Annotated in this window: 13 protein-coding genes; 4 read left to right on the forward strand and 9 right to left on the reverse strand. The window is 67.9% G+C overall.

What is annotated here, in order from left to right; genetic code table 11:
* The first annotated feature begins 37 nt into the window (after positions 1–37).
* Complete coding sequence (locus RCP38_RS10140) at positions 38–871, forward strand: class I SAM-dependent methyltransferase (protein WP_308472859.1); 834 nt, start codon at positions 38–40, stop codon at positions 869–871.
* A gap of 6 nt (positions 872–877) precedes the next feature.
* Here RCP38_RS10140 and RCP38_RS10145 read toward each other — a convergent pair whose 3' ends face one another.
* Both RCP38_RS10145 and dnaE read right to left on the reverse strand, forming a co-directional pair.
* Positions 878–1,627 carry a hypothetical protein gene (locus RCP38_RS10145; RefSeq protein WP_308472860.1) on the reverse strand — a complete coding sequence of 250 codons (750 nt, stop codon included), beginning with the start codon at positions 1,625–1,627 and terminating at the stop codon, positions 878–880.
* Positions 1,628–2,085: 458 nt separating this feature from the next.
* Complete coding sequence (gene dnaE, locus RCP38_RS10150; RefSeq protein WP_308472861.1) at positions 2,086–5,637, reverse strand: DNA polymerase III subunit alpha; 3,552 nt, start codon at positions 5,635–5,637, stop codon at positions 2,086–2,088.
* Between the two features lie 138 nt (positions 5,638–5,775).
* On the opposite strand from dnaE, the gene RCP38_RS10155 reads away from it, so the two are divergent.
* Positions 5,776–6,009: a dodecin family protein gene (locus RCP38_RS10155; protein WP_308472862.1), complete on the forward strand. Its 234-nt coding sequence runs from the start codon at positions 5,776–5,778 to the stop codon at positions 6,007–6,009.
* 63 nt (positions 6,010–6,072) lie between these two features.
* Here RCP38_RS10155 and RCP38_RS10160 read toward each other — a convergent pair whose 3' ends face one another.
* The gene (locus RCP38_RS10160) at positions 6,073–6,993 is read right to left on the reverse strand and encodes an RluA family pseudouridine synthase (protein ID WP_308472863.1); all 921 of its coding nucleotides are present in this window, start codon (positions 6,991–6,993) and stop codon (positions 6,073–6,075) included.
* 7 nt (positions 6,994–7,000) lie between these two features.
* The gene (lspA, locus tag RCP38_RS10165) at positions 7,001–7,570 is read right to left on the reverse strand and encodes a signal peptidase II (RefSeq protein WP_308472864.1); all 570 of its coding nucleotides are present in this window, start codon (positions 7,568–7,570) and stop codon (positions 7,001–7,003) included.
* 41 nt (positions 7,571–7,611) lie between these two features.
* Here lspA and RCP38_RS10170 point away from each other — a divergent pair, with 41 nt between their 5' ends.
* The gene (locus RCP38_RS10170; protein WP_308472865.1) at positions 7,612–8,550 is read left to right on the forward strand and encodes an asparaginase; all 939 of its coding nucleotides are present in this window, start codon (positions 7,612–7,614) and stop codon (positions 8,548–8,550) included.
* Between the two features lie 81 nt (positions 8,551–8,631).
* On the opposite strand, the gene RCP38_RS10175 is transcribed toward RCP38_RS10170, so the two are convergent.
* Complete coding sequence (locus RCP38_RS10175) at positions 8,632–9,978, reverse strand: DNA polymerase IV (protein ID WP_308472866.1); 1,347 nt, start codon at positions 9,976–9,978, stop codon at positions 8,632–8,634.
* Positions 9,979–10,036: 58 nt separating this feature from the next.
* Here RCP38_RS10175 and RCP38_RS10180 point away from each other — a divergent pair, with 58 nt between their 5' ends.
* Positions 10,037–10,603, forward strand: a complete 567-nt coding sequence (locus RCP38_RS10180; protein ID WP_308472867.1) for a class I SAM-dependent methyltransferase — start codon at positions 10,037–10,039, stop codon at positions 10,601–10,603.
* A 7-nt stretch (positions 10,604–10,610) separates the two neighbouring features.
* Here RCP38_RS10180 and RCP38_RS10185 read toward each other — a convergent pair whose 3' ends face one another.
* The 4 genes from RCP38_RS10185 to ileS form a co-directional block, all read right to left on the reverse strand.
* Positions 10,611–10,952 (reverse strand): DUF732 domain-containing protein, encoded by a 342-nt coding sequence (locus tag RCP38_RS10185; protein ID WP_308472868.1) that lies wholly within the window; start codon positions 10,950–10,952, stop codon positions 10,611–10,613.
* A gap of 47 nt (positions 10,953–10,999) precedes the next feature.
* Positions 11,000–12,355: a PPE family protein gene (locus tag RCP38_RS10190; RefSeq protein ID WP_308472869.1), complete on the reverse strand. Its 1,356-nt coding sequence runs from the start codon at positions 12,353–12,355 to the stop codon at positions 11,000–11,002.
* 18 nt (positions 12,356–12,373) lie between these two features.
* Complete coding sequence (locus RCP38_RS10195) at positions 12,374–13,555, reverse strand: PPE family protein (RefSeq protein WP_308472870.1); 1,182 nt, start codon at positions 13,553–13,555, stop codon at positions 12,374–12,376.
* 349 nt (positions 13,556–13,904) lie between these two features.
* A complete protein-coding gene (gene ileS / locus RCP38_RS10200) occupies positions 13,905–17,048 on the reverse strand; it encodes an isoleucine--tRNA ligase (protein WP_308472871.1) in 3,144 nt (1,047 codons plus the stop codon).
* Between the last annotated feature and the right edge of the window lie 236 nt (positions 17,049–17,284).

Genomic DNA, 17,284 nt, shown 5'->3' on the forward strand with positions numbered 1-17,284 from the left:
ACGGGTTTGCGCGGCCGCCATCGCCTACGGTGAGGCCATGTCGATTGCCGTCACCGAGTTCAGCCTGGTCGAGCAGACAGCGTTCCTGACCGCCTATGCCCGGGCGCTCGACTACCGCTCGCCCGCCCCGATCCTCGGCGACGAGTTCTCCGAACGGGTGGTCGGCTTGATCGACTACGACTTCGCCGCGTTCCGGATACCGGCGAGTGTGGTGCGGCAGACCGCTTTGCGCGCCAAGATGCTCGACGACCGGGTGCGGGCCTACACCACCGCGAACCCGGAGGCGGTGGTGGTCGACCTCGGCGCCGGACTCAACGAACCGTTGGCCCGGGTGCAGCCGCCGGCCGGCGTCGACTGGTTCAGCATCGACCTGCCGCGGGTGATGACATTGCGTGCCGAGGTGGTGCCCACGCAGGCGCCGGAGCATCCGATCGCCGCAGATCTGACCGGCAGCGACTGGACGGCGGCGATCCCGGCCGGTCGGCCGACCCTGCTGCTGGCCGACGGCCTGTTCGCGTTCCTGTCCGAACCCCAGGTCATCGCCCTGCTCGGCCATGCCGTCGATCACTTCGGGACCGGTGAGTTGCTCTTCAACGACTACGGCCGGGTCGGGCCGCTGAGTTCGTTGTCGATGAAGCTGGCTCCGCGTGGCATGTTCAGCGTGCTGCGCCATGTGTGGGCCAATCCGGGGTTCACCGATCCGCGGACCCCGCAGCGCTGGGAACCGCGCCTTCGGCTGGTCGAACAGGCCTGCCTGGCGCATGCCGCGGAAGTCGATGCGTTTCCCGGACCCGCCCGCGCTATGACCCGGGTTGCCGGCCGGTTCAAGTCGGTGGCCGGCAGAGCCCGGGTGTTGCGCTACAAGTTCTGACGCCGGTCAGAACCAGGCCAGCGCGTCCGAATCGAAGAAGTCGGCCGGGTCGAAATCGAGTTCGGCGAACGGATCGTTCGGGATCAGGTAGTCCGGCACGCCCGGCGCCCACGGATGCCACAGGCTGTTCCACAGCTGAATCGGGTCGTCGTCACCGGTCTGGAAGTAGCCCGCCGAGGCGAAGTTGTTCGGGTCGGTGGCCACGGTGTAGGTCAGGTCACCGAAGGACATCACCCAGTAGTTCATGTCGTGGGGCCCGATGCCGTTCATCGTCAGGTTGGTGAAGTCACCGATGGTGACCTCGTAGATCGACGATCCCGACAGGTAGCCGAAGTTGCCCAGCAGCATCGGGTCCAAGGCTTCCGCCAGGTCGGGGTTGGCCACGAAATCACCGAACTGGTAGGCCGAGCTGGAGAAGAACGAGTTCCAGAAGTCTTCGATCTGGATGTTGTAGCTGCCGGCCAGCGTGGACTCCTCCGAGCCCTCCGGCGTGTACTCGATGTTGTAGAGCTGCTCGCCCTTCCAGTCGGTGATGAACGGCCGAATCCCCTCGTACGACCAGTTCTCCAGGCTCTCCCGGGTCAGCGGCTCCATCACCATGCAGACCGCCCCGTTGCAGGTCTCGAAGGGGCCTTCACCCCAGCCCGGTATCGGTCCGGGCGCGGCCTGCGCGGCCGACATCGGCAGCACGAGTGCGGTAACCGCAGCGGCGGCGCCCACCCCGAGCAGGGTCAAAAGACGACGCGGATCCCACATGACTGCCTCCGTGTTGTTGTTGCACATGCGTAACGGTGTCCCCCCGATGCTCAGACGTTACTCCAGTGTTATCTGATCGACATCCTAAATTGATTTAAACCTTTGGTAAAACTTGAGGTTTCTCAGTCAGGGCTGCCGGGCCGCGGAGCACGCTCCCCCGGAGCGTGCTTCGGTCCGCGAATCCTCAGACCATACACGGTCTATGCGAAGTCGCAATTCGAAACAATTTTTCACTTAATCGGCAGGTCAGATGGGATAACCGGTTGCCGATCCGTCAGCAAACAGCGGACCCGGATGCGCCGCACAGGCGGCCGGAGCCACGGCTCGCTCAGTGTCCCGACATCCGGCCACACCCCCGAAGCGGGGCATTACCCCACGCAATAAGCGAACTTACGACTGAGGTTTGACCGCCGCTTAGCTGTGAAACGCATAAGTTCCGAAGGTTACGTCAGGCGATCTCAACCGCCCAGACAACCCGGACCCAGCAAAGCCTTCAGATCGCCCATAAGTGCCGAGGACGGTGTCACCCGCAGTGACGGATCGAGCTCCAACACCGTGATGCGCTCCCCGCTGATCAGCCGCAGCTGCACCTGCGCGGTGCCGGGATGCCGGGTCAACACCTGCTTGAGCGCACTGACCTTGTCCATGGTGCATTGCCGGGTCGGCAGACTGACGGCCAGCGGCCGATCCGCGGCGTTGCTGGTGAAGTCGGGCACCACCAGCTCGTTGGCGATCAGGGAGAGCCGGTCGTCGCGGATGTTCACCTTGGCACTGACCAGCACCACGGCGTCGTCGGCGACGTCGGCGCCGTACGCCGAATAGGTCTGCGGGAAGAACATCACCTCGATGCCACCGGTGAGGTCCTCCAACTGCGCCGAGGCCCACGGCAGGCCGTTCTTGTTGACCCGGCGGTTCACCGACGCCAGGATGCCGCCCACCCGCACCTGCGTCCCGTCGGCGACATCGCCCTCCAGGATCGCCGGGATCTGGGTATCGACCTGGGCGGCCAACAGATGCGCGATGCCGTTGAGGGGATGCCCGGAGACGTAAAGACCCAGCATCTCGCGTTCCAGCGCCAGCTTGTGTTTGTCGGGCCACTCTTCGTCGGGGACCTTGATGCCGAACACCGCGTCGGCTCCGGAACTGTCGCCGTCGCCCCCGCCGAACAGGTCGAACTGTCCGACCGCCTCGGCCTTCTTGGTGCCGAGCACCTGGTCGACCGCATCGGTGTGCACCAGAAACAGTCCCTTACGGGGATGGCCGAGCGAGTCGAACGCCCCGGCCTTGATCAGCGATTCGGTGACCTTCTTGTTGCAGGCCGCGATGTCGATCTTGTTGAGGTAGTCGGAGAAATCGGTGAACTGGCCTTTTTCGGTTCGGGTCGCGATGAGCGAGCCGACGACGTTGGCACCGACGTTGCGCACCGCTCCCAACCCGTAACGGATGTCCTGGCCCACCGATGCGAAGTTCAGCTCGGAGGCGTTCACATCGGGCGGCAGCACGGTGATACCCAACCGCCGGCAGTCGGCCAGATACACCGCGGCCTTGTCCTTGTCGTCGCCGACCGAGGTGAGCAGCCCGGCCATGTACTCGGCCGGGTAGTTGGCCTTCAGGTAGGCCGTCCAGTAGGACACCAGGCCGTAGCCGGCGGCATGCGACTTGTTGAAGGCGTAGCCGGCGAACGGAAGGATGGTGTCCCACAACGCCTTCACCGCCTTCTCGGAGAAACCGTTGGCGGTCATGCCCTCATAGAAGCCCTTGTACTCGGCCTCGAGCACTTCGAGCTTCTTCTTGCCCATGGCCTTACGCAGCGCGTCGGCCTTGCCCATCGTGTAGGAGGCGACCTTCTGGGCGATGAACATGATCTGCTCTTGGTAGACGATCAGGCCGTAGGTCTCCGACAAGATGTCGCGCAGCGGCTCCTCGAGTTCGGGATGGATCGGTTTGATGGCCTGCCGGCCGTTCTTCCGGTCCGCGTAGTCGTTGTGGGCGTTCATGCCCATCGGACCGGGCCGGTACAGCGCCAGCACCGCGACGATGTCGTTGAACTCGGTGGGCTGCATGCGGCGCAGCAGGTCGCGCATCGGGCCGCCGTCGAGCTGGAACACCCCCAGGGTGTCGCCGCGCCCCAGCAACTCGTAGGTGGCCGGATCATCGAACGGCAGGGTGTCCAGGTCCAGGTCGATACCACGGTTGGCCTTGATGTTCTCCAGGCAGTCGCCGATGATCGTCAGGTTGCGCAGGCCCAGGAAGTCCATCTTCAGCAGGCCGATTTCTTCACACGACGGGTAGTCCCAGCCGGTGATGATCGCGCCGTCCTGCGGCCGCTTCCACAACGGGATCGCGTCGATCAGCGGCTCGGAACTCATGATCACCGCGCAGGCGTGCACGCCGGCGTTGCGGACCAGGCCCTCCAGCCCCCGCGCCGTCTCGTAGATGGTGCGCACGTCGGGATCGGTGTCGATCAGCCCGCGGACCTCGGCGGCTTCCTTGTACCGCTCGTGGTTGGGGTCGGTGATCCCCGACAGCGGGATGTCCTTGGCCATGATCGGCGGCGGTAGCGCCTTGGTGATCCGGTCGGCGATCGCGTAACCCGGCTGGCCGTAATGCACGCGTGCCGAATCCTTCAGCGCGGCTTTGGTCTTAATGGTGCCGAAGGTGATCACCTGTGCGACCCGGTCGCTGCCCCACCGCTCGGCGGCGTACCGCACCATCTCGCCGCGTCGGCGGTCGTCGAAGTCGATGTCGATATCGGGAGCCGACGGGCGTTCCGGGTTCAGGAACCGTTCGAACAGCAGCCCGTGCGGGATGGGGTCGATATTGGTGATGTTCAGCGCGTAGGCCACCAGTGAGCCGGCCGCCGACCCACGGCCCGGGCCGACCCGGATGTTGATCGAACGCGCATAACTGATCAGGTCCGCCACGATCAGGAAGTAGGAGGGGAAGCCCTTGCCGCAGATGACGTCGATCTCGTAGGCGGCCCGATCGGTGTACTCCTGCGGCACACCCCCCGGAAAGCGTCGCTCCAGCCCCGCCTTCACCTCGTGTCGCAGCCAGGAACCCTGATCGTGGCCGTCGGGCACCGGGAACACCGGCATCCGGTCACGGGGGGCCCACACGTCGGCGTAGGACTGCACCCGCTCGGCGATCAGCAGCGTCGAATCGCAGGCGTCGGGCAGCTCGTCGTCCCACAGCGCCCGCATCTCGGCGGCCGACTTGAGGTAGTAGCCGTCCCCGTCGAACTTGAACCGGGTGGGATCCGACAGCGTCTTGCCGGTCTGGATGCACAGCAGCGCCTCGTGATTCTGCGAGGCGTCGCGGGTGACGTAGTGGCAGTCGTTGGTGGCCAATGTCGGGATGCCGAGTTTGCGGCCGACCTCCAGCAGCCCCTCGCGGACCCGGCGTTCGATGGACAACCCGTGGTCCATCACCTCCAGGAAATAGTTCTCCGGGCCGAAGATCTCCCGCCATTTGGCCGCCGATTCCAGCGCCTCACGGTCCTGGCCCAGCCGCAGTCGGGTCTGCACCTCCCCCGACGGGCAGCCGGTGGTGGCGATGATGCCCGCGGAGTGTTCGGCGATGATCTCGGCATCCATCCGCGACCACTTGCCGAGCTGGCCTTCAAAGGATGCCAGCGAGGACAGCTTGAACAGGTTGCGCAACCCGGTCGCGTTCTCGGCGACCATGGTCATGTGTGTGTAGGAACCGCCGCCGGAGACGTCGTCGCTCTTCTGGCCCGGGTCGCCCCAGTGGATTCGGCGGGTGTCGAAACGAGAAGCCGGCGCGATGTAGGCCTCGACGCCGATGATCGGCTTGATGCCGGCCTTGGTCGCCGCGTTGTAGAACTCACTGGCGCCGAACATGTTTCCGTGGTCGGTCATGCCGATCGCCGGCATCTCGAGACGCTGCGCCTCGGCCAGCATCGGGGCGATCTTCGCCGCGCCGTCGAGCATCGAGTACTCGGTGTGGTTATGCAGGTGCACGAAGGACCGCGACGATGAACTGTCCATAGGTCCGCCAGTCTAGGACTGCGCACCGACGGTTCCCGGGCGTGTCGTCAACCGTGTCTTTGGCGCTGTCGTTTCCCGGGACAGCGGCCGCCGCGGTGGACTACGTTGAGGTTCGGCTGAAGCGGAGGAGAGTCATACATGAGCGTGTACCGGGTGATCGACATCATCGGGACGAGTCCCTCGTCCTGGGAGAACGCCGCGGCCGAGGCGGTGCACCGGGCCAAGCAGACCATCGACGACATCCGCGTCGCCCAGGTCGTCGAGCAGGATCTCACCCTCGACGAGAAGGGCGGGATCGTCTACCGCACCAAGCTGCGCATCTCGTTCAAGATCCGGCCGCCGAAGTCGTCGAAGCCCGCCGACGACGCCTGACCACCCCCGTTGACACTGCCTCCAGGGCGTACAAGTGCGGGCAACCCGCGCCCTGGTGCAGCATCAACGCCGTAGGACGTCCAATGCGTGTCTGAGGTCATCCGGGTATTCGCTGGTGATTTCGACGCGTCGGCCGTCCGCGGGATGGGCGAACGCCAGTGAACGAGCGTGCAGCCACTGGCGTTCCAGCCCCAGTTTGCGCGCCAGCGTCGGATCCGCACCGTAGGTGAGATCACCGCAGCAGGGATGCCGCAGCGCGGAGAAATGCACCCGGATCTGATGGGTGCGCCCGGTCTCCAGATGCACGTCGAGCAGACTGGCGGCGACGAACGCCTCGACCGTGTCGTAGTGGGTGATGCTGTGCCGCCCATCGGCGGTGACCGCGAATTTCCAGTCTGGCCCGTGGTGGCGGCCGATGGGTGCGTCGATGGTTCCGCTGGACGGGTCGGGATGGCCCTGCACCAGCGCGTGATAGCGCTTCTCGACGGTGCGCGCCTTGAAGGCACGCTTGAGCGAGGTGTAGGCCCGTTCGGAGATCGCCACCACCATGACGCCGGAGGTGCCGACGTCCAGGCGGTGCACGATGCCTTGACGCTCGGGAACCCCCGAGGTGGTGATCCGATAGCCCGCGGCGGCCAGACCCCCGAGCACCGTGGGGCCGCTCCATCCCACCGAGGCGTGGGCAGCCACCCCGGCCGGCTTGTCGACCGCGACGATGTCGGCGTCCGAGTACAGGATCGCCATGCCCTCGATCTCGGTCGGGGTGTTTTCCAGGGGCGGTGGCGCCTGCGGCAGTCGCACCTGCAGCCACGCGCCGGCGATCAGCCGGTCGGATTTGCCGACGGGCACGCCGTCGACCTCCACATCGCCGTTTTCGGCCATGGTCGCCGCGGCGGTCCGCGACAGCCCCAGCAGCCGGGCCAGTCCGGCGTCCACCCGCATGCCGGCCAGCCCCTCCGGGACCGGCATGGATCGCTCCGTCACAGCCGCATCAGGGTTGCTCACCGGCCTCGACGCGACGGCGCCCCACCGCATCGAAGTCGTATCCGAACACCGACAGCGCGACCAGCAGGATCGCGCCGCCCACCACCGCGGGATCGGCGACGTTGAACACCGGCCACCAGCCGATCGACAGGAAGTCGACGACATGGCCCTGTAGATGGCCGGGTGCCCGGAAGAACCGGTCCACCAGGTTTCCGAGCGCCCCGCCGAGAATCATGCCCAACCCGATCGCCCACCACGGCGACACCAGTCGGCGCGACATCCAGATGATCCCCAGCACCACCGCGCTGGCGATCAGCGTCAGCACCCAGGTGTAGCTGGTGGCCATCGAGAAGGCGGCACCGGAGTTGCGGACCAACGTCCAGGTCACCGTGTCGCCGATGATCGACACGGGCTGGCCGGGGGTCAGCATCTTCACCGCGAGCACCTTGGTGACGACATCGGTGATCAGGACGACCGCGGCCACCGACAGCAGCAGGCCCAGTCGCCGGGACGGAGCCGCCGACTCCGGTTCCGGGGCCACCTCCGGCTCGGTCGAGTCGGTTGTCTCCTCAGTCACGCCACCATCATCCCTTAACCCGAGTGCGGCATGATCGCGGCATGGTGTCCACCAGCATCACCGTCATCACCACCGGCGGGACCATCTCCTGCAGCACCGACGACGACGGGACGCTGCGACCGGCCCGAAGCGGAGCCGATCTGCTCACCGGAACACCCGGTGCCGACGTCACCGTGGTGGATCTGATGTCACGGGACAGTGCGGAACTGGGCCCGGCCGACTGGACGCAGATCCTCACCGCGGTACGTGCCGCGGTGGCCGGCGGCGCCGACGGGGTGGTGGTCACCCACGGCACCGACACCTGCGAGGAAGGTGCGCTCTGGCTCGAACTGGGCTACGACGGCGACGCGCCGGTGGTGCTGACCGGGGCGCAGCGCAGCGCCGACGCCCCCGACGCCGACGGCCCGGGGAATCTGCGCGACGCCCTGGCCCTGGCCGCGGACCCGGCGGCGCGGGGACTGGGGGTGCTGCTCTGCTTCGCCGGACAGGTGCTGGCACCGCTGGGCCTGCAGAAGGTGACGCTGACCGGTCTGACCGGCTTCGCCGGGGATCCGGTGGGCACGGTCACCGACGGCCGCGTCACGCTGACGGCGGCCAAGACCCGGCCCTACCTGGGCATACCGGCCACCGTCCCACGAGTGGACGTCGTCGCGCTGTACGGGGGCGCCGACGGTGTCGCACTGGACGCCTACGCGGCCGCCGGTGCCCGCGGCGTGGTGCTGGCCGGACTCGGATCCGGCAACGCGCCGTCGGCGCTGGTCGACGCGGTGCGACGGCATTGCCGCGCCGGCCTGGCGGTCGCGGTATCCAGCCGCGTTCCGGCCGGGCGGGTCACCGCGGACTACGGTCCGGGCCGCGCCCTGGTGGATGCGGGAGCGGTGATGGTGCCGCGACTGCGCCCGCCGCAGGCCCGGATCCTGCTGATGGCGGCGCTGGCCGCCGGGGAGTCCGTCGCCGACGTGATCGATCGGTGGGGTTGACCCAACAGCCGGTCCGTTCGGGGAGTTTGACCCCCTGGGAGCGCGTGGCGGTGTTGGTGCGCTCTGAGACGAGGAGGTCCCCTAGTCCGGAGGGGCGACGTAATCCGGCCAGGCCAGGCTGTCCAGCGGGTCGGCGCGACTGATCGTGGGCTCGTCGTCGGGGAACGTCCGCACCGGGCCCGGTCCCGAGTCGCGGGTCTCGAAACGCACCGTCACCACCCCGTGGCCGGCGCCCTGCACCCAGCCGTGACCGAGTTCGGGATGCCCGACGTCGTCACCGACCCGCCACTGCGCCGATGTCGACACCGGAATCGTTTCCGGCACAAAGTGTTCCGGTGCGACCGGTGCCGCATCGCCGAGTTCCAGGTCTGGGAACAGCGATTCCTGCCGGATGTCGGTCAGCCCGGAGAACCCGACCCCGAGCAGCCGGATCGGCCCGATCTCCCGCGGATCGAGCAGCAGTCGTCCGGCGGCCGCGGTCAGTGCGGCGGCATCGGTCGTGGCGTACGGCAGGGTGGCGGACCGGGTCAGCACGCTCATGTCGGCCTTCTTCAGCTTGACCGTGACGGTTCGCGCACCGCGGCCGTCGCGCAGCAGCCGACGGTGCGCGTGTTCCCCGATCCGGCCGATCTCGATGCGCAACTGCTCCAGGGTGGTCAGATCGACGGCGAAGGTGGATTCGGCACTGATCTGCTTGGCTTCGGCACGTTCGGCGACGCGCCGGTCATCGATGCCGCGGGCCAGTCGGTGCAATGCGGGACCGACGGTGGCACCCAGGACGTCGGCGACCTCGGCGTCGGTCAACGCCGCGAGCTGACCGATCGTGACGATGCCCAACCGGTGCAGCTTCTCCTCGGCGACCGGACCGATCCCCCACAGCCGCCGCACCGGAAGGCCGTCGAGCAGTTGCCGCTCATCGGCGCGGTTGACCACGAACACCCCGTCGGGCTTGGCGAGATCCGACGCGATCTTGGCGATCTGCTTCCCCGATCCGGCTCCCACCGATGCCACCAGACCCGTTTCCTCGCGGACCCTGCGGCGCAGCTGCTCACAGAACTCCCGCACCGCTGCCCCGTCCGCGCCCACCAGCTCGGCCGGTTCGCCGAACGCCTCATCGAAGGAGAGCTGCTCGAGCACCGGGATCACCGCACGCACCGTCTCGAAGACGCGGCGGCTCGCGAGCCCGTAGACCGCTCCTCGGGGCGGCAGTACGACCGCGGGGGCGCCGACCAGTCGGCGCGCCTGGTGCATGGGCATGGCCGAGCGGGCGCCGAAGACCCGCGCCTCATAGCTGGCACCTGCGACGACACCGCGGCCGCCGAGACCACCGACCAGTACCGGCCGTCCCCGCAGCGTCGGGCGCGTCAACTGCTCGACCGACGCGAAGAATGCGTCCATATCCAGGTGCAGGACCCATCGGCCGTCCACCCGGATCAGCCTATTGGTCGTGCCGGATCTCGACGGTATCCGACTATCGTTTCCGGTTATGGCGATGAATCTGGCGCACCGCATGTGCTGCAGTTCCCGCTATTGGGCCCGCAGTGTGGAACGTGACCTGCTGCCGTGGGCACTGGCCGGTGTCGATCTCGGCGACAACACGCTGGAGATCGGTCCCGGCTACGGCGCCAACCTGCGATGCCTGGTGGAGATGACGCCGCAGCTGACCGCCGTCGAGATAGACACGGCGATGGCCGCGCGCCTGCAGGCGAAATACGGGGCACGCGCGCGGATCGTCAACGGCGACGGTACCGATACCGGCTTACCGTCCGATGACTTCAGTTCGGTGGTGTGCTTCACCATGCTGCATCACGTTCCGACCGCGCAATTGCAGGATCTGCTGTTCGCCGAGGCCTTTCGGGTACTCAAGCCGGGTGCGGTCTTCGCCGGCACCGACGGTGTGCACTCGACGATCTTCCAGGCGCTGCATTTCCGGGACACCTACAATCCCGTCTCGCCCGATACGCTGCCAGAACGGCTGCAGCGCACCGGATTCCGCGATATCGAGGTGACCGTCCGGGGCGGTGACCAACGCTGGCGGGCCGTCAAGCCCTGACGCGCCGCTACTTCGAGCCACCCGCCTTGGCCAGCTGGTGCGGGCAGTACGTTTTCGCCGCTATCGCGGCGAACCGGGCCGCATCGGCGACGGTCAGGTCGGGGTTGGCGTCGGTCAGGTCGTTGAGCAATTCCAGGCTGGTCGAGCCGTTGGCCGCCAAACCGCACATCGCTTCGGCGGCGGCCACGGCCTGATCCGGGTGGTCGATGACGATCCCGACCTGGCGAAGCGATTCGAGGAACTCGGTTCGGTCGATCGCACCGGCCTCCACCGCTTCGGGGTCGGCGTGACCGGGCACGGCCAGCGCGATCGCGGCCACCACGACGAGCGGAGCGAGCAACGGCTTCATAGGTTTCTCCTCGGGCGGTCGACGTCCGGCGGGTACGAACAGCCTCGTCAGCCGAGCGCGGGCTGCGACCCGGCCAGTGCGCTGTCCTCGTCGTCGAGGACGTGTACCGCGTGGATTCCCGGCTTCAGGGACAGTTTCGCGACCAGTTCGTCGAGGCCGGCCTGATCGACGTTCCAATGCTGCACGACATCGGGGGTCTGCTGCAATTGCGCGATCACCTGGTCCAGCGGGACCGGGGCCTCGCGGTCGTTGATGTTGGTCGACACCACCCGGGCCGCCGGAGCCACCGTGCGGGTCCGGGCCGCCGGGGCACCCAGTGCACCGCCCGCCGCGCTGCCCAGCGCGGCCGGAGCGAGCATCCCCGGAACCGTCCCCGCGGCCGGGGCGGCGCCGAGCGCGCTCTCCGGAAGCGAGGTCGCGAACAACTGGATCGCCGAGGTGGCGCTGGCCCAGTTCGGCGGAACCGAGAGGGCGCCCACCCGCATCGCACTGCCGGCGGCGGCGCCGGCCGAACGCAGACCGGCCCCCACTCCCAGACCGGAGCTGTGCAGGCCGCCGAGGGCGGACTTGGGGATCGCCGGCAGCACCGCCCGATACATGCTGCGGAACTGGGTGATACCCAGGTTCATCGAGGCGTGTGTCGCGTTGACCCACCCGGTCTGGCCGGAGATGCCCGCGAACGCCGCCAGATCCGACTCCCACAACCCCCGGATCGCAGTCCCGCCGGGGAGTCCGTCGAGGAAGTTCTGCCAGCCGGCGGTGTATCCCGACGCCAGCGAGTTGATCTCCTGCAAGATCGCGTCGAGGATGCCCTGCGGGGTTGCCGCGGCGGCGGCCTCGGCGGCACCTGCTTGGGCAGCGCCCGCATCGCCGTTGGTGGTGGGCGGCGGCTCGGTGAACGTCGTCAGATCCGACGCCGTCGCCGATGCGCCGGCGTATCCGAGCATCGCGGCGACGTCCTGCGACCACATCCGTCCGTATTCGGCTTCGACGGCTGCGATGGCGGTGCTGTTCTGTCCCAGGATGTTCGATGCCACCAGCGCGGCCAACTGGCTGCGGTTGGCGGCGATCGCCGGTGGCGGCACGATCCCCGCGAACGCCGATTCATAGGCCGCGGCGGCTGCGGTGGCCTGCGCGGCGGTCTGCTCGGCTTGTGCCGCCGTGGTCGACATCCACGTCACATACGGCGTCGCGGCGGTGGCCATGGCCGCCGCCGCCGGCCCCTGCCAGCCGCCGCTCAGCGTTGCCAGCACCGCCCGATACGACGACGCCGCGGACTGCAGTTCGGCGGCCAGGCTCGACCAGGCCCCCGCGGCGGCGAACAGCGGGTCGGCACCCGGCCCGGAGTACATCTGTCCGGAGATGATCTCCGGCGGCTGTGTGGCGAAACTCGGAAAAACCATGAACGCGACCTACTTTCGTTACTTCGCGATCGGGGGGATGACGATGACGGTGGCGGTGGTGGCGATATCCGGTCCCGTCTGGGTGTTGGTGACGTGCGAGATGGCGCTGATCGCCCGGGTGGCGCCGGCTCCGGCGGCCTGCTTGACCGGTGTGCCGAGCGCCCGCCCGGCCAGGCTCGACAGCGCCATCTGTCCGGCCAGCATGCTCTCGCCGTTGGCGGCGAGCGCCGGGGCCGCCTCGAGCACGCTGGCCTGCAATGCGACCGCCGCGGTCTTGACCGCGGGCACCGCACTGGCCCAGCCGGCCGGAACCGACAGTGACCCGACCAACCCGGCCCGGCCCAACGCTGCGGACACCGCCGGCAGCGCCGTCCCGACCGCACGGGAGCCGCTCAGCAGTGGACTCGACAGCAGCGGTACCAACGCTCCGGCGATCGGCTTGGGGTTCAAGGTGTTGCTCAGGTTGGCAAGGGCATTGGCCACCGACGGGATGCTGATCGACATCTGGTAGATGCCGCGTGCGGAGCTGGCCAACCCGATGCCGTACGGCCCGTTCGCGGTGGACAGCACGTTGGTGAAGGTCTTCAGGATCGCCTGGTAGTCGTCGAGGAGCTGGGTGATCCCGCCCGACAGTGCATCGGTGGCAGCGGCCGACTGACCGACCTGCCCGCTGGGATTGGTGGTCTCCGGCGGCGCGCTGAAGGGCGCCAGTTGGCTGGCCGCGGCAGACGAACCGGCGTAGGTGTACATGGCGGCCGCATCTTGGGCCCACATCTGGCCGTACTGTGCTTCGGTGGCCGCGATCGCCGGTGCGTTCTGCCCCAGGAAGTTCGTCGCGACCAGGGTGGCCAGCACGGTCCGGTTGGCCGCGATCACCGGCGGCGGAACGGTGGCGGCATAGGCGGCGTCATAGGCTGCAGCGGCGGCCTTGGCTTTGATCGCGGTCTCCTCGGCGCCGACCGCGGTGGCCTTCATCCAGGCCGCGTAGGGTGCTGCGGCGGCCGCCATCGCCGCTGCCGACGGACCCTGCCACGCCGCGTCCGCGAGGTCGGCGATCACCGTGTCGTAAGACGTCGCGGTGTAGTGCAGTTCGGTGGCCATCGCCGCCCAGTTGGCCGCGGCGGCCAGCAACGGCGCCGAGCCGGGACCGGCGTACATGTTCGCCGAGTTCACCTCCGGCGGGAGTGCCCCGAAATCCATGAATGCCCCTGCCCCTCATTACCGTGCAATGCACCGACCCCCCGAGTCGCTGCACGCAGCGGTTGCCGGTTCAAGGCGATTCGGGCGGGGTCAGAACCAACCGCAGAAAAACTGTTCGGATGACTTGAAGATTAATCGGGGGCCAACAACCGTCGAAGCGACCGACACGGCTAATCGGAACCGCGTCGCCGCGGCCGGGGGCCGGCCCGCCCCTCGCCGACGGTGCTGACCGGGCTTTTTCTGCCACCGCGCACCACGCGAATCCCGGGGCCGGGCGGCCGAGAGACTTAAGAATCAAGCCGCGGATAAGTCGCTCTCCGAGGGTTCCCGATTTAGTCGGTGTGACCCATCACACTTTGGCGATAGCTACCCGAACTCCGTCGCCGATTTCGACGGCATCGACCGGGTCGCCGAATTCGAAGCTGGTCGCCAGAATTTCCCCGGCGATCAATCCGGCGTGCGCCTGCGCCCATTCCCGGCGCTCATCCGGCACCGCGATCACCACACCGATCCGGTCGGAGACCTCCAGCCCGGTGTTCTTACGCAGATCCTGGAGTTCCCGGATCCGGTCCTTGGCCCAGCCTTCGGCTTCCAGTTCGGGCGTCACGGTGCTGTCGAGCACCACCAGGCCCGCCCCGTCGGGCAGCGCGACGGTGTACTCCGGGTCGGCGGCCACCAGTTTGGCGGTGTATTCGCTCTCCAACAGCACCACCGGGCCGGCACTGAGGGTGCCGTCCGGGTTCACCACCCCGTCCCCGGACTTGACCGCCTTGATCGCGGCCTGCACGTCCTTGCCCAGTCGCGGGCCGGCCACCTTGGCGTTGACCGCCAGGTCGAAGCGGCCGTAGGCCGCGATGTCCTCGGTCAGGTCGACCGCCTTGACGTTGAGTTCGTCGGCGATCAGGTCGGTGAACGGTGCCAGGCGCTGCGCGTCGTCGACGGCCACCGTCAGCTTGGGCAGCGGCAACCGGACCCGCAGTTGGTGTGCCTTGCGCACCGAGGACCCCGCCGAGCAGACTTCCCGCACCTGATCCATCGCGGCCACCAGGTCGGGGTCGGCGGGCAACTCGTCGGCCTCGGGCCAGTCGGTCAGGTGCACCGAGCGATCGCCGGTGACGCCCCGCCAGATCACTTCGGTGGTCAGCGGCAGCAGCGGCGCGGCCAGGCGCGAGGTGACTTCCAGCACGGTGTGCAGGGTGTCGATGGCGTCGGCGTCCTCGTCCCAGAACCGTTGCCGGGACCGCCGCACGTACCAGTTCGTCAGTGCCTCGGTGAACAGTCGCAGTTGCTCGCAGGCACCGGAGACATCGCAGACGTCCAGGGCCGCGGTCAGGTCGTCGCGCAGCGTCGCCAGCTTGGCCAGGATGTAGCGGTCCAGGACGTGCTGCGAATCCGTCCGCCAGGCACCCGGTTTCGGGGCGTACAGCGTCAGGAAGCTGTAGGCGTTGCTCAACGGCAGCATCACCTGGCGCACGCCCTCCCGGATGCCCGCCTCGGTGACGATCAGGTTTCCGCCGCGCAGAATCGGCGACGACATCAGAAACCAGCGCATGGCATCGGATCCGTCGCGGTCGAACACTTCGGACACGTCCGGATAGTTGCGCAGCGACTTGCTCATCTTCTGCCCGTCGCTGCCGAGGACGATGCCATGCGCCACACAGGTTTTGAATGCCGGACGGTCGAACAGCGCGGTGGCCAGCACGTGCATCATGTAGAACCAGCCGCGGGTCTGACCGATGTATTCGACGATGAAGTCGCCCGGATAGTGGGCGACCTGGCCCGCGCCGCCGTCGAACCAGTCGGCGTTCTCGAACGGATAGTGCACCTGGGCGTAGGGCATCGAACCGGAGTCGAACCAGACGTCGAGCACATCGGGGATGCGCCGCATGGTCGACTTGCCGGTTGGGTCGTCGGGGTTGGGCCGGGTCAGCTCGTCGATATAGGGGCGGTGCAGGTTGTCCGGCCGCACGCCGAAATCACGTTCCAGCTCGTCGAGGCTGCCGTAGACGTCGATTCGCGGGTAGGCCGGGTCGTCGGACTTCCACACCGGGATCGGGGTGCCCCAGTAGCGGTTCCGGGAGATCGACCAGTCCCGCGCCCCGCGCAGCCAGTTGCCGAAGATGCCGTCCTTGATGTGCTCCGGATACCAGGTGATCTGTTCGTTGAGCTCGACCATCCGGTCCCGGAACTCGGTGACCCGGACGAACCACGACGACACCGCTTTGTAGATCAGCGGGTTGCGGCAGCGCCAGCAGTGCGGGTAGGGGTGCTCGTAGGTCTCGTGGCGTACCAGCACCGCGCCGTTGGCCGCGGCCGGCCCGGTGGCGTTCTTGAGATCGGCGATGATCGCCTTGTTCGCGTCGAACACGTGCTGCCCGGCGTAGTCCGCGACGGTGGTGTCGAAGCGGCCCTTGGCGTCCACCGGGGTGACCGGGGTGATGTCTGCCGGGTCGGTGGTGTTCTTGTCGTCCTCGCCGTAGGCCGGTGCCAGGTGCACGATCCCGGTGCCGTCCTCGGTGGAGACGAAGTCGGCGGCCAGCACCTGGAAGGAGTTCGCCGCGTCCATGAAGTACGGGAACGGCGGCGCATAGCGCACACCGAGCAACTCCGAACCCCGGTAGCTGCCCAGCACCTGCGGCTCCTCGCCCTCACCGAGGCCCAGTTCGCGGGCGTAGGCGCCCAACCGGGCTTCGGCCAGGACGTAGCGCCGCTCCCCCGCCGCGACCTGGACATAGGTGACGTCCGGGTTGACCGCGACGGCCTGGTTGGACGGCAGCGTCCACGGGGTCGTGGTCCAGATCAGCAGGTGGGCGCCGCCCAGTTCGCCGTCTGCGATCCGGAATCCGACGGTCAGCGCCGGATCCTGCCTGCTCTTGTAGACGTCGTCGTCCATCCGCAACTCGTGGTTGGACAGCGGGGTCTCGTCACGCCAGCAGTACGGCAGCACCCGGTAGCCCTCGTAGGCCAGACCCTTGCCCCACAGCTGCTTGAACGCCCACAGCACCGACTCCATGAACGGCAGGTCCAGCGTCTTGTAGTCGTTGTCGAAGTCGACCCAGCGGGCCTGCCGGGTGACGTAGGCCTGCCACTCGTCGGTGTAGCGCAGCACCGAATCGCGGCAGGCCTGGTTGAACGCGGCGATGCCCATCGCGTCGATCTGCGACTTGTCGGTGATCCCGAGCTGGCGTTCCACCTCGAGTTCGGCCGGCAACCCGTGGGTGTCCCAACCGAATCGGCGTTCCACCTTGTAGCCGCGCATCGTTCGGTATCGCGGCACGATGTCCTTGACGTAGCCGGTGAGCAGGTGCCCGTAGTGCGGCAGTCCGTTGGCGAACGGCGGGCCGTCGTAGAACACGTATTCCGGTGCGCCGTCGCGGCGGGCGATGCTGGCCCGGAAGGTGTCGTCGGCGGCCCAGTAGTCGAGGACCGCGGCCTCGGCAGCCGGGAAGTGGGGGGCGCCGGCGGCCGGCTTCGGATAACTGCGTTCGCTCACGTGTGTCGTCTCCCAAGGACCCTGCCCGGGGACGACGCCGCGCGGTTGCGCGAGCGCCGCGGTACCACCCCGCTTGCCGCGCACCGGGTCTGGCGCGCGACCGCTCGATGTCAGGCTGTGACGGGCCGTCCCGTTCGGTTCTACTGGGCCGGATCGCGGACGCGACGGGCTGTTCTTCCGAAGGCTCCCCGGTGATTGCCGGTTCGATGCCGTTACGGCGAATTCTAAGGCCTCGC

This window comes from Mycolicibacter sp. MU0083 (assembly GCF_963378075.1).
Classification (GTDB): domain Bacteria; phylum Actinomycetota; class Actinomycetes; order Mycobacteriales; family Mycobacteriaceae; genus Mycobacterium; species Mycobacterium kokjensenii.